The 12,547-nt window shown below is 62.0% G+C and carries 17 protein-coding genes; 7 read left to right on the forward strand and 10 right to left on the reverse strand.

The genetic code is table 11. From position 1 onward, the window contains the following. Positions 1-22: 22 nt before the first annotated feature. The 3 genes from HPY64_17150 to HPY64_17160 all read right to left on the reverse strand — a co-directional run bounded on the left by HPY64_17150 (position 23) and on the right by HPY64_17160 (position 3,330). A complete protein-coding gene (locus HPY64_17150) occupies positions 23-1,132 on the reverse strand; it encodes a glycosyltransferase family 4 protein (GenBank protein NPV68858.1) in 1,110 nt (369 codons plus the stop codon). Positions 1,133-1,371: 239 nt separating this feature from the next. Beyond that, complete coding sequence (locus HPY64_17155) at positions 1,372-2,292, reverse strand: hypothetical protein (protein NPV68859.1); 921 nt, start codon at positions 2,290-2,292, stop codon at positions 1,372-1,374. Positions 2,293-2,490: 198 nt separating this feature from the next. Next, the gene (locus HPY64_17160) at positions 2,491-3,330 is read right to left on the reverse strand and encodes a LysM peptidoglycan-binding domain-containing protein (protein NPV68860.1); all 840 of its coding nucleotides are present in this window, start codon (positions 3,328-3,330) and stop codon (positions 2,491-2,493) included. A gap of 153 nt (positions 3,331-3,483) precedes the next feature. Here HPY64_17160 and HPY64_17165 point away from each other — a divergent pair, with 153 nt between their 5' ends. The 6 genes from HPY64_17165 to HPY64_17190 all read left to right on the forward strand — a co-directional run bounded on the left by HPY64_17165 (position 3,484) and on the right by HPY64_17190 (position 7,558). After that, positions 3,484-3,909: a hypothetical protein gene (locus tag HPY64_17165; GenBank protein ID NPV68861.1), complete on the forward strand. Its 426-nt coding sequence runs from the start codon at positions 3,484-3,486 to the stop codon at positions 3,907-3,909. A 16-nt stretch (positions 3,910-3,925) separates the two neighbouring features. Next, the gene (locus HPY64_17170; protein NPV68862.1) at positions 3,926-4,204 is read left to right on the forward strand and encodes a hypothetical protein; all 279 of its coding nucleotides are present in this window, start codon (positions 3,926-3,928) and stop codon (positions 4,202-4,204) included. A gap of 85 nt (positions 4,205-4,289) precedes the next feature. Next, positions 4,290-4,997 carry an LppX_LprAFG lipoprotein gene (locus HPY64_17175; protein ID NPV68863.1) on the forward strand — a complete coding sequence of 236 codons (708 nt, stop codon included), beginning with the start codon at positions 4,290-4,292 and terminating at the stop codon, positions 4,995-4,997. 2 nt (positions 4,998-4,999) lie between these two features. Beyond that, positions 5,000-6,616, forward strand: coding sequence for an MFS transporter (locus tag HPY64_17180; protein ID NPV68864.1), 1,617 nt, complete (start codon positions 5,000-5,002; stop codon positions 6,614-6,616). A 17-nt stretch (positions 6,617-6,633) separates the two neighbouring features. After that, on the forward strand, positions 6,634-7,023 hold the full coding sequence (locus tag HPY64_17185; GenBank protein NPV68865.1) for a thioesterase family protein: 390 nt from the start codon (positions 6,634-6,636) through the stop codon (positions 7,021-7,023). A gap of 40 nt (positions 7,024-7,063) precedes the next feature. Next, positions 7,064-7,558: a toll/interleukin-1 receptor domain-containing protein gene (locus HPY64_17190; protein ID NPV68866.1), complete on the forward strand. Its 495-nt coding sequence runs from the start codon at positions 7,064-7,066 to the stop codon at positions 7,556-7,558. A 6-nt stretch (positions 7,559-7,564) separates the two neighbouring features. Here HPY64_17190 and HPY64_17195 read toward each other — a convergent pair whose 3' ends face one another. From HPY64_17195 to rplU, 7 genes are all read right to left on the reverse strand, one after another. Further along, positions 7,565-8,362 (reverse strand): hypothetical protein, encoded by a 798-nt coding sequence (locus tag HPY64_17195; protein ID NPV68867.1) that lies wholly within the window; start codon positions 8,360-8,362, stop codon positions 7,565-7,567. Beyond that, on the reverse strand, positions 8,359-8,928 hold the full coding sequence (locus HPY64_17200) for a 2'-5' RNA ligase family protein (GenBank protein NPV68868.1): 570 nt from the start codon (positions 8,926-8,928) through the stop codon (positions 8,359-8,361). The genes HPY64_17195 and HPY64_17200 overlap by 4 nt, the downstream gene beginning before the upstream one ends. 18 nt (positions 8,929-8,946) lie before the next feature. Continuing rightward, complete coding sequence (locus HPY64_17205) at positions 8,947-10,131, reverse strand: site-2 protease family protein (GenBank protein ID NPV68869.1); 1,185 nt, start codon at positions 10,129-10,131, stop codon at positions 8,947-8,949. Between the two features lie 79 nt (positions 10,132-10,210). After that, entirely contained in the window at positions 10,211-10,783 is a 573-nt protein-coding gene (locus tag HPY64_17210) for a thymidine kinase (protein ID NPV68870.1), read from the reverse strand. Positions 10,784-10,859: 76 nt separating this feature from the next. Continuing rightward, positions 10,860-11,330 (reverse strand): 50S ribosomal protein L31, encoded by a 471-nt coding sequence (gene rpmE / locus HPY64_17215; GenBank protein ID NPV68871.1) that lies wholly within the window; start codon positions 11,328-11,330, stop codon positions 10,860-10,862. 167 nt (positions 11,331-11,497) lie between these two features. Next, entirely contained in the window at positions 11,498-11,770 is a 273-nt protein-coding gene (gene rpmA, locus HPY64_17220) for a 50S ribosomal protein L27 (GenBank protein NPV68872.1), read from the reverse strand. A gap of 18 nt (positions 11,771-11,788) precedes the next feature. Continuing rightward, a complete protein-coding gene (gene rplU, locus HPY64_17225; GenBank protein ID NPV68873.1) occupies positions 11,789-12,103 on the reverse strand; it encodes a 50S ribosomal protein L21 in 315 nt (104 codons plus the stop codon). A gap of 216 nt (positions 12,104-12,319) precedes the next feature. On the opposite strand from rplU, the gene HPY64_17230 reads away from it, so the two are divergent. Further along, positions 12,320-12,547 (forward strand): integrase (locus HPY64_17230; protein ID NPV68874.1); only part of this gene is annotated, 228 nt, incomplete at its 3' end.

Here is a 12,547-nt window from a genome sequence, read left to right on the forward strand (position 1 = left end):
AAGCGCAGGAGAATATCGTGACCTACCTGCCCCGCCGCCCGGCTTCTGCTGCCTCCACCAGCACCGCCAGGACGGCGTCAGCAGCGCGATCCCAGGTGAAACGCGCCGCCTGTGCCCTCCCTGCAGCGATCAACCGGACACGCAGCGCCCGATCCGACGTTAGACGGAGCATCGTCGCCGCCATCGCTGTTACGTCGAGCGGATCAACCAGCAGAGCTGCTTCACCGGCCAGTTCTGGCAGGCTGGACGTACAGCTGGCCATCACTGGCGTCCCGCAGTGCATTGCCTCCAGCACCGGGAAACCAAAGCCTTCATATAACGAGGGGAATACCAGCGCCTCTGCGCCGCTGTACAGCGCCGCCAGGTCATCGTCCGCTACGTAACCGGTTTCCACTACACCAGGCACCCCGGCTGTCCAGGCCGGATTGTACAGCCAGCCCCGGCCTCCGGCCAGCACCAGCCCGATCCCGCGCTGGTGCAACTCAGCAACGGCGTAAGCCTGCACCAGCCGCTGAATGTTTTTGCGCGGCTGGAGGGTCCCCACGAAGAGCAGGTAGCGGTCGGGCAGCCCGTAGCGCGTCCGCACTGCCGCCAGCGTCGCCCCATCCGTCACCGGAGCCAGGCGCTCATCCACACCGGGGTAGACCACCCGCACCTTTTCCGCCGGAATCCCATACAGCACGGTCAGGTCGCGGCGGGTGGCCTCTGAATCGGCCAAGACGATGGTCGCCCGGCGCGCGCTGTGACGCGTCGACCACTCCAGGTAGCGTCGCGACCAGCCCGTATGTGCTTCCGGAAAGAACCGGTAGCCCAGATCGTGAATCGTCACGATGGCAGGCCCCGGAAAGGCGAACGGCAACGTATGCGCCGGCACAAACGTGACATCCGGGCGGCTGGCCCAGAGTGCCGCCGCAAAGCGCGTGTGTGTCCACAGACGCGGCCACGGGATTACGCAGGTCGTGATCTGCGGCCCGGCAGGCAGTAACTCTGCTGGCAGCGTGTCGCGGAAATACAGGCGGTAGCGGTTGACCGTATCCCGCGCCAGCAGCGCCCGTAGCAGTTCCAGCGCGTAACGCTCTGTGCCGGTGCGCCGAGCTACGGTCACCCGGCTGGCATCAACAGCAACATCCACAGCATAGCTCCAGATACCCGCCCGATCACATCGGGTAATATCCGATAATTTACATTCAAAATATGACTTTTATCCTATAGGTGTCCCGCCACGGCAACCTGATAATATCGCATGGTTGCGCCCCTGAACCGGACATCGACAAAATTGACGTTGGGCTGACTATAAGATTAACTGTTAGCAGGCGGTGCAACCATGCCGGTGCACGGGCCTTCTCCGCGCAAGGCCCGTTGCGTTTTCCTTCACAGGAGCGGGCGCGGTTGCGGCAGAACATCCAGCGCCTTCAGGTCAACCACACAGACCACGCCCCCCAGTGCAAAGCCGATCACCCCTTTATCTGAGATATCTACCGCCGATATCCCTATCTTGCGCCCCGGCAGAGAGGCAATGAGTTGCACCTGCCTGGCGCTGGCGATCAGATCGATAGCATGCTTCTGGTGAGTAGGTCGCAGGGTGTTGTCGTAGACCCGGACCAGGTTATCGTCAACATCCCCCAGGGCGATATACTGGCCGTTAGGCGAGACGGCCAGCGTCCCTACGGCGAAATGTGCTTCAAACTGATGCAGGATGCGCCCGGCAGAGTCCACGATCATGACCCGCCGGCCATCGCTGATCAGCAGCCAGCCAAGTCCATCAGGCATCGCCAGGCTCAGACGTGCCTCCATCCCCAGCGTCAGATCGAGCGCCACCCTGGTGATCCGGATGTGCTGCTGGAAGATATGCAGCCCGCCCCGCTCGCTGATCGCCGCACACAGCCCCAGCGAACGATCCAGCCCCACAGCCAGGAAGCGGCCATCCCCATCCCGATCCAGGGTAATATGGCGGCCTTCCACCTCCAGGACAAGATCACCATCATGAAAATGGTAAAGTCGCAGCCGGCCATCCCGGCTCTGGTAGATACTCAACCCGCTCATGAAAACCGTTGGCAGGTACTGCCCGTTGGGCGCCTGCAGGCTGGCTGCAAATTCCTGCCAGAAGTCAGCTGCCAGATCGTCTGGCAGAGGCGCCTGATCAAAAGGCTGTTCACCGGATGGGGTCGCATCCGCTTGGGTATAGTAATGAACGGTATGCCGGCTATCCCAGACCGCCACCAGAGGTTTATCAGAAGGAATCAACTGCACTGCCGCTACCGGCTGGGTTGAAAGATGAAGCCGCCACCTCACGGCCCGCCTCGTTTCTGGTAGGCCCGGCGTCTATCCGCACTGCAGACACCGGTTCAGGGTCTCTTTGCCCTAGTATAGAACACCGAAGCGGTACAGCCCAACCGGCTTACTGCGCCAGCGACCACCGGACAAAAAACACCGGGACGATCATCACAGATCGCCCCGGCACAACTGACCCAGGGTTGTCTTCAGCGCCGGCTAATCGGCCTTCCGGGGGATGATCAACTGCTGGCCAATCGACAGAATCGCATTGGCGCTACCCAGGTTGTTGGCGTCCACAATCTCCTGGACGGTAACGCCATAACGCAGGGAAATCCGGAACAGGTTCTGGCCCGGCTCAACCACGTGAATGATCTGGCCGTCAGCAGTGGTCTGTGGGATCGGGCTTGTCGGGGTCGGACCAGGTGGAGGGATATTGGGCGTGGGCAGGCCGGATTCCGTCGGCTCCACACGCACACCGCAATTCGGGATCTTCAGCTCCTGGCCCTCATACAGGTAGTTGGCGTTCTCCAGCTTGTTGTATTCGATCAGTTCGGCCAGGGTAATATTGTACTTTGAGGCAATGTAAAACGCTGTGTCGCCTGCCTCTACCGCGTAGATGCAGTCAGCCACAGGCTGGGTCGAGGTCGACGAAGTGGTCTGGTTACCGGCAGGCAGGTTGGGATTCAGATTCACTGGCGGCGCACCGGGCACCGGCGTGTAAGTCGGCCCGGCAGCAAACGGGATCGTGGCGGAAGGTGCAGGACCCACTGCCGCCTCACTGCCGGGAGTCAAAGTCGGTTCAATAGCACCGGGCTGGATCAGTGCCAGGGTTGGCTCCGGCCCGGCCAGCGTAGGCATCGCCGTCAGTTCCGGCCCTGCGCCAGGCACGAACGGCGTGACAAATGGCGTGATCTCGACCGGGCTGGTCGGCAGGGGTGTCGGCGACACCGTACTGATCGGGGTATCCAGATTCGGCCCGGCCTGCCGGAAGCAGCCTGTCAGCACCAGCGCCAACAGCAACCAGCGAATGCTACGACTAAACGTCGCTTTGACCATTGCTCACTCCAAACCCATCCCTTATCAACCCGCTACGTGTTCCATTATGCGCCGGAGACGGCGGCATCGCAAGCGCGACAAATCCTGTGACCGTTAGCCCGTACCCGCTGTATAATTTACTGCCTGGCAAACCCACAACCTGATGAGGTAACCATGGCGACCGTCGCGCTGATTCAGAGTCTCTTCCGGGTACTGAATGCCCCTTCCCGCGATGGACTACACGGGCTGCAGGCGCAGATTTACGACAATTTCTATGAGGCGCTGGAAGAGGCGTACAACCATCGGCTTTACGTTGCTCGCAACCTTGAGGAATATCGCGCTCGCGGCTACCCCGCACCGGAGGTGATCCTGTGCGCCCCGTTTCCGGAGGAGGGCAACCCCGCCCCCGGATTGACGGTCATCCAGGAGCTACAGGCGGCCTTCCCGACCACGCCAGTGATTGTCTGGAGCACCCGCCGCGAGGAGAGCCTGCGCAAAACGTGTCTTGACGACCTCAACTGTGCCGCTTACTACACCGGCACCCTGCTGGACGCGCCGGAAGAGTTGCCAGCCATTATCGCTGCTGCCCTGCGACGCTGATCGGATAGAAAGCACCATGTCGGAATATATCACTATTGACGTTGAGCCAACCGAAGACCCACAGGTAGTCATCATTCACACCAACCAGAACCTGGCCCCGGCAGGAGAAGAACACTACCCGGACCCTGCCAGTGGCGAAACCGGCTCACCGCTGGCACAGACGCTGTTCGCTGTCAACGGCATCGCTGCCCTGACCATCACGGGCAATGATCTGATCATCACCCATCACCCGGATATTGAGCTGTTTGCCCTGATCGATCAGATCGACGCTGCGCTGAAAGACTTCTTTCTGTAGGCAAACACAACGGCGCTCACCGGGCTGCGTACAGAGAGACAGAAAGCCCGCTTGCCCGCGCCTGACCGACTGAAAGATTGAAGCGATGAGAACCTGGTTTGCGCTGTTGGCCATCCCGTTGTTGTGCGCTGCCTGCGCCCCTGCCGCAGGTGAGCCACCCGATCCGCTTGAACTGGTCACCGAAGCCGGGCAACACATCCAGGAGGCGGAAAGCTTCGCGGTCACCATTGTCCGCAGCGGCGCTCCGGTCTTCATCGATGCCGCGGGTCTGATTGAGTTCGTCCGCGCCAGCGGCCACTACGTGGCCCCTGACCGTGTTCAGGCGCGTGTGCGCGTGCTCATCAGCGGCATCGCCGGGGATATCGACGTGATTGCCATCGGGGACGACCAGTTCTACCGCCATGCCGTCCTGACCGGCGGGCGCTGGATCAATGCGGAGTTCTCGCCCGGCTTCAATGCTGAGCAGCTGGTCCGGTCGGAGAGCGGTCTGGCCCGGGCCATGGCCGCGATCAAGGACCTGCGCCTGCAGGGCGCGGAAAACCTGGATGGCGTCGACGTCTGGCACCTGACCGGTACAGCGGCGGGCAGCGAGGTTGCCGCGCTGACCATTGGCCTGATTCCGGCGCGGGCTGATGTGCAGGTTGATCTGTACATTCGCGTCCCCGATCATCACCCGGAACGGATGGTCATCGTCCAGCCTGATACCGTCAACGCGACACAGCCCGAACCCAGCACCTGGACTATTGAAGTCTTTGATTACAACGGCGGCCACCGCATCGAGCGTCCGGAGTAGACATGTCTATGCGTCTGTCCCAGCCTTCGCTCGCCCACCCTGCCCCATCCCTGGCCAGGCCGCCTTCACCCTGGCTGGTGCTGGCCCTGGTGAGCCTGCCCGTTTTTATCGGTGCGCTCGATCTGACGATCATCTCCGCTATCCTGCCAGAAGTGATTGTTGAATTTCAGATTCCGCTGGAAAGCGGCCTCGATGACACCGCTTGGCTGGTCAGTGGTTATTTGCTGGCTTATACGATCTCGATGACGTTCATGGGGCGCGTCTCCGACCTGATCGGGCGGCGCCGGGCTTACCTGATCTGCCTGGCGATCTTCACTGCCGGGTCAATCTGGGTTGCTGTGGCGGATGGGCTGCCCGCCGGATGGCTGTACAACCTGGCCCGCCGGCTAGGACAGCGCCCCGACCCAACCGCCATTGCCCTGCTATCCCTGGTGATCGGACGGGTGATTCAAGCTTTTGGCGGCGGAGCGCTGGTGCCCATCAGTATGGCACTGGTCGGCGATCTCTTCCCGCCGCAGCGCCGTGCCCAGCCGCTGGGGCTGATTGGCGCGATCGACATGGCTGGCTGGGTGGTCGGCCATCTGTACGGTGGCATCATGGTGCAGTTTGTCGACTGGCGGCTGTTGTTCTGGCTCAATATCCCCATAAGTCTGCTGATCTTCGCGTTGATTCTCCGCCTGCTGCGCGGCGTCGAGCAACCGCTTGCCAGTGGCGGCTTTGACCTTCCCGGCGCGCTTTCGCTTGCCCTGGCTCTGCTGTGCTTCAGCATCGGGCTAGGAGCCAATACCGATGTGACAGTCGGCTCCTCCACCTTCGCCGAACTGACTGCCTTTCCGCCTTACGCCGGACCGGCGCTAATGGCAGGCCTGGCTGCCTTGCTGGGCTTCCTCTGGATCGAACGTCGCCACCCTCACCCGCTGATCGACCTCGGCCTTTTCCGCCGTGGCAACTTCGCCGCCGGCAATCTCACCAGCCTGATCGTGGGTTTTGCATTGATGATCGGCCTGGTGATCGTGCCGATTCTCATCAACATCCGGGCGGAAAGTCTGGACACCCTGACACAGACCGCCCTGTCCGTCGGCCTCGTGATGAGCGCCCTGACCATCCCGATGGCCCTCAGCGCCATACCCGGCGGCTGGCTCAGCGACCGGTTTGGCTATCGTTTGCCTACTGCCACCGGTTTGATCGTGGCCGCCATGGGGTTCACGCTGGCCGGGCTACGCTGGACAGAGGCGGTCAGCCACGAGGAGATGGCCGCTCACATGATCCTGGCCGGGATTGGCCTGGGTCTGACCATGTCGCCCACCAGCGCCGCCGTGCTTAACGCCGCCCCGGATGATCGGCGTGGCATCGCTGCCGCCATCGACGATATGCTGCGCCTGCTGGGGATGACCCTGGCCGCCTCCGCTCTGACAACCATCGCCCTGCGGCGAATTTCCACGCTTGCTGCTACCGCTATCGGCGAGACCATCGCCATGACCCAGGAAGCTGTCAACATCTATGTCATGCTGACCGCTCAGGTCATCCGCGAACTGGCGCTGCTGGGGGCGTTGCTGTGCCTGCTAGCGCTGATCCCGGCTCTGCTGCTACGTGGCGGGCAGGCCAATACACAGCCCTGACACAAAGGAGACTGAGCATGAGCGTACTGGAACCTGGTCTGACCGGGCAGGCTTCCTGGCAGGTCACCGAAGCGATGACCGCCGCGCGCATCGGCAGCGGTCTGGTGGCCGTCTTCTCCACCCCGATGCTGGTCGGCCTGATGGAAACCGCCGCTGTGAATGCTCTTGAAGGGCGCCTGGCAACCGGGATGACGTCAGTTGGCACGCGGATCGATGTGCAGCATCTGGCGGCCACCCCTGTCGGCGCTACCGTCCGCGCCGTCGCCACGCTGACTAACATTGACGGCCGCCGATTGTTCTTTGCAATCGAAGCGTGGGATGACCACGAGATGATCGGGCGCGCCACCCACGAGCGCGTGATCGTCGACCAGACTCGTTTTGAGGCAAAAGCGGCACAAAAACGCTAGACTCTGCTACCAGACATCGTCGGGCAAAGGAAACCGGATCGTGCTTTACATCGCTTACACACGGGAAGACGCGCTGTTCGCCGTCCAGCTTGCCGAAGACTTGAATGACCTCGGCGTTGAGGTCTGGCTGGACCTGCAGGAGATCAGCGCCACTGCCGATTGGGAAGCCGCCCAGCGGGCCGCCATTGAAGCTAGTGAAGGGCTGATCGCCGTGCTATCCCCGGAAGCCTTGCGCCGGGACCATATGCGACGCGAAGTCCAGCAGGCTTTTACAGCGGGCAAACAGGTTTATCTGGCGGTGACGCGCCGCATCCCCTGGCGCGACTGGATGGCCGGTCTTTCCGTCGCCGATTTTACGGCCAGCTATGAAGCGGGGCTTGACGCGCTGATGCTGAACATCACCGGCGCAGCACGCGCGAATGCCTCCGCCGACGAAGCCGAGCAGTGGCTCCACCAGCAGGACAGGGCCAAACCGCCGAAGACTCAAGGGAAGCAACCGCACCGCTCGATCCTGGGCAAGCTGCTGCGGCGCTAATGCGACTCAGCAACCATAAGGAATGCTGATATTGGGCACAACTCCCAGGTCGAAGACATCGTAACGGATGTACAGTTGCCCGCTGACGGTCTCTGTGCTATCCAGCAGGCGCACCCCGGCCACATCCGCGTTAGCATAGTAGCGCACGACAACCCCTGCCTGGGGCGCAACCCACAGCTCCCCGACCATCCCGAACGGGTTGCCTGCTCTCTGATGGATCGCCGGAAGGTTGGCCATAGTGGCGCTGACCTCGTAGCGGTAAGCCTGCTCCCCGTTCAGGATCGCCTTCACCCCGCCATATGGCGCCGCCGTAACGCCGCCGATCAACGCGCCGGCGTCCAGGTCGGCCACCGCACGCAACGCTTCGTCCGGGTTTACCAAGCATCGCCCTGCCCCGGCCAGCACGTAGTAGTCATCGACAATGCGCACCGCTTCGACGCGACTCGCTTCGGCAGCGAAAGCTTCCCCTTCGACTGCCAGTACAACCCGCCGTGCTGGAGCATTGCCATCCCACCACACTTCAGCCCGGATCGTACCGCCAACCGGCTGCAGGTTATGGTCATACGTGCCCTCAAAGCGCAGTTCCAGCACGTACCGATAGCCGGGCAGGTCCTTCAGCCCCAGGTCAACCTGCGGGAAGGAAGCGGTCTCAAGACCCGGCGGGGGCGCATTCTCCGTGAGCGCGAGGGCTGTCGCCAGCGACTCCGGGCTGAAGGGCGGCGGTGGCGGCGTCTGTCCCAATCCCCGGCAGGCAGTCAGTAGCAGGAGCAACGCCAGCAGCAGGACACCCCGTTTCTGGTTCATCGCCCTACTCCCAGCGGAATCACAGCGGCGGTCTTCCATGGCTGCGAGAACCGCTGATCCCCATACATGAAACACAGACGGTCCACCACAAAGGCCAGCGGTTCCAGCGTCAGACGCCCGGCAATAGCCGATACGTCCTCCGGCGCGAAGATTCCCAGGGTCATATGGGGCACCAGTTCCCCGTACTCGCCTCCATACGGCGGATACTCAGGAAATTGCGCCAGGATATGGCTATGCAGGGCGATGATCGGCGCCGGGTCACGGGGGGCCAGGTAAAGCACACCGCCGGGGAATGTCCCGTAGCGATCGAGCGTAACCGTAAACGGCGCGATCAAGCGACAAATCCGGCGCAGGCGGTCAGCTGTCTGGCGCAACAAGGCTTCGTCTGGCTCATCGTCCAGCGTCCCCGGCGAGATGAACGGCCACATCACCGTGATATGCGGCGGGAGGGCATACGACTCCTGGCCGGGGTGTTCCCTGCGGAACGCGGCCACGAATTCGGCGACAGGCGGCGGCGCCGGGATCACGATGGCCGAAGCCAGTGTTCTATCCTCGCTCGCTTCCATCAACGCTCGCACCCGCTTTCAGAACATCTCCACCGGCACATTCAGCGGCTGAACCACGCGCAGCGGATCAGGGACAAACACCAGCAGGAACACCAGTAGCGCCAGGATGGCAACCCATCTGCGGCGGTTATCCAGCGGGGTGATGGTGTCCAGCGTTGTGGCGTAAGTTCGCCCGAAGATCGTCAGGAGCAGCAGCCACAAAAACCACGCATCCGAAACAGCCAGCGCCAGACCGGCGATGATCAGAATCGCCGGGAAATACAGCAGCCGCGCCCGTTCCCCCAGCAGCGTATAGACCACATGCCCGCCATCCAGTTGCCCCACCGGGATCAGGTTCAGACCGGTGATGAACAGCCCCGTCCAGCCGGCCTGAGCCAGTTGATTCATGAACACATCGAGGTGTCCATCCGGCAGGAACCGACCAAAAGTCAGTCGCTTGGCCAGCGCGTACAGGATCGAGTTGCCTTCCAGCACAAACGGGATATCCGTCGGCAAGGGCCGGACCTCCGCTGCCGCCAGACCGATCAACAGGATCGGCACGGCAAAAAGCATCCCCGCCAGCGGGCCAGCCGCGCCGACATCCAGCAATACCTTGCGGTTGCGCAGCGGCGCGCGAAGCTGGATGAAGGCACCCAGGGTTCCAAAGAAACCAAACGGTAGCGGGATGAAGTAAGGCAACGTCACCGGCACGCCATGGTGACGCGCCGCAAAGTAATGCCCCAGTTCATGCGCCCCGAGGATGAGCACCATCCCCAGCGCATAGGGCCAGCCACGCCACAGCTCGGCAAGCTGGCGCTCCGGGTTTTCCAGCAACGCCTCTCCCAGGGCAATGGCCGTACCTGTATAGAGCAGGCTAAGCACCGTCAGGACAAACAGGATGGCGTTGGGCCACCAGGCGCGCGGGCGCGGGTTGAAACGCCCCGGAACCACCCGCACCACATGCCTCCCACCGCTCTCACGGAACAGGGGCAACTGGTTCAGGGGAGCCAGCCGGCGATCAACTTCCTCATAGGCTTCCTCAGAGTTGTAGCGCAGCCTGCCGCTGAAGATAGCCGTTAGATGCGCGTCGAGGGGGTATTCCTCCGTCTCGATTGCCAGGACAGTCGCCACGGCCTCGCGGATAGGCGCCACCTGTGGCGACCACCCGGCCAGCCCGGCTTCCCTGGCCTCAACCTCCTCATAGGGAGACATCTCTTCAAGCATCAGACTTTTGCCTCTGGCTCGCACTGCCGATCATGGCGGCTTGCCGAAAACCACTCCCGCTGATTGTTGCTGGCTTGCCCTAGCCGCGCAAGACCACGTGATGCTCCCGGCAGCGCGCTTCGTAGACCTCTGCGGCACCCACCAGGATCACCGGATCATCATAGCGCGCCGGTTGGCCGTTCACCAGCCGCTGGGTACGGCTGGCTTCCTCGCCGCAGATCACGCAAATGGCATGCAGCTTGACCACTTCCTCAGCACGGGCCATGAGCAGTGGCATCACCCCGAACGGCTCGCCCCGAAAATCCATGTCCAGCCCGGCCAGGATCACCCGGATCCCCCGGCTGGCCAGACTGTCGACGATCGCGGGCAACTCAGCATCAAAGAACTGGGCTTCGTCAATGCCCACAACTGTCGTATCTGGCTCAACCGCCCGCAGAATCCCGGACGCTGTCTCCACCGGGACGGCGGCCAACCCCTGCCCGTCATGGGACATCACTTTTTCTTCAGCGTAGCGGTTATCCAGAACCGGCTTAAAGACCTGGACCTTCTGCTTGGCGATACGGGCGCGGCGCAGGCGGCGGATCAATTCCTCTGTCTTGCCGCTGAACATGCTGCCACAGATCACCTCGACACGACCGCTGTGATGTTTCATCAGGCCACCCCCATATAAGCAAAACAGGGCAGTCCCATTTTCTGGCTGCCCTGTCAACTGTCCTGCTGTGCAGGGATTACTCCGTGATTTCCGCTTCCGGCAGCTGGTAACCGCGCTCGCGGAGACGCTTCTTCAGGTCGATCAGCGCCTTACGCCCGAAGCCGGAAATGTCGAGCAAGCCGTCATCGCCGCGCGCAGCCAGGCGCTCCAGCACCTGACCGACGATCGTGATGCCGTTTTCAGCCAGCACATTGATGTAGCGCGTGGCCAGGCCGATCTCGGCCAGCGGCACTTCCGGCGAGGTGCGGGCTTCTTCGCGATCCTTGACTTCCTGCTGGATCTGGTCACGCACCTGGAGGCGCTTGTAGAAGCGATCGACCTGCCCTTCGGTGTCGACGATGCGCCGCTCACCGGTGAAGAACGGGTGGCAATTGGAGCAAATATCCACGCGAATTTCCGGGACGGTAGCGCCAGTCGTCCACGTATTCCCACAGGCGCAGGTCACGACCGCTGCCGGATACCACTTGGGATGAATATTGGCTTTCATTCTTTCCGCATATCCTTCCGCGCCACGGACCGCGCAGGGTTGGCGTAGCGCATGTAAACGGGATTGGCTGCTAAGAGAATTCCGCAAACCCCTCGATGTACCTAGGGGAGGCATTCAGGCCCCTCACCCGGCTGGTCTGCGGGCAGAAGCAGAGGCCATGACCCGGCTTACGCCTTGGCCTTGGGATCCTCAGGGTAAACGCTGATGCGCCGGCGACCGCCTCGGGCATACTCAAAGTACACATAGCCGGGCTGTACAGCGAAAATGGTGTAATCCTTGCCCATATCCACATTCACGCCAGGATGGAACTTGGTGCCGCGCTGGCGGATGATGATGTTGCCAGGAATCACATACTCGCCGCCAAACTTCTTGACGCCAAGGCGCTTGGATTCGCTGTCGCGACCGTTGCGGGTGGAACCGCCACCTTTCTTGTGAGCCATCTCCGTCTCCTTTGACTCCTAGGCCGGGATAATCTTCTCAATCCGCAAGCGGGTATAGTGCTGACGATGGCCCTTCAGCCGGCGATAACGCTTCTTGGGGCGATACTTCCAGACCAGGATCTTGCGTGCCCGAAGCTGGTCCACCACCGTGGCCTGAACCCTGGCGCCGGCAACGAGCGGATGCCCGATCGTCGCGTTTTCACCGTCGGCGACCAGCAGCACCTCATCCAGATCGACCGTCTGGCCAACCTCGTAGGGCAATTTCTCAACATCGATGACGGCGCCTTCTTCAACACGGTACTGGCGACCGCCGCTCCGAACGACTGCGTACATAGCCAAATCTCCAATCTTCGCTTCACCGCCGTGAATGATGCCACTGGGCCGCACGCACGGGGAAAATTGGGAGGTACGAGAAAGCGCCCCAGCTTTGCCGGGGCGCATATGATTATAGCGGACACCGCCACAAAACGTCAATGCTCCGTATTCTTTCACGCAAAATGTTACCGAGGGGGTATGGTTCACTCAAAAGATAATGTTACCGAGGGAACCATGTCCAGCGACGAACAGATGACCATTGATGAACGACGCAAGTACCTGCGAACGATGCAGAAACGCTACCGGCAGGCAGACCGGGGTACCAAGGGCCGGTTATTGGATGAGATGGAAGCGGTCACGGGGCTGCACCGCAAGGCGCTGATCCGGCTGATGGGGAGCGACTTGAAGCGGCAACCGCGGCGGCGCGAGCGCGGGGCGACCTACGGGGCGGCCGTCAAGCAA

Source organism: Anaerolineae bacterium, from assembly GCA_013178165.1.
Classification (GTDB): domain Bacteria; phylum Chloroflexota; class Anaerolineae; order Aggregatilineales; family Ch27; genus Ch27.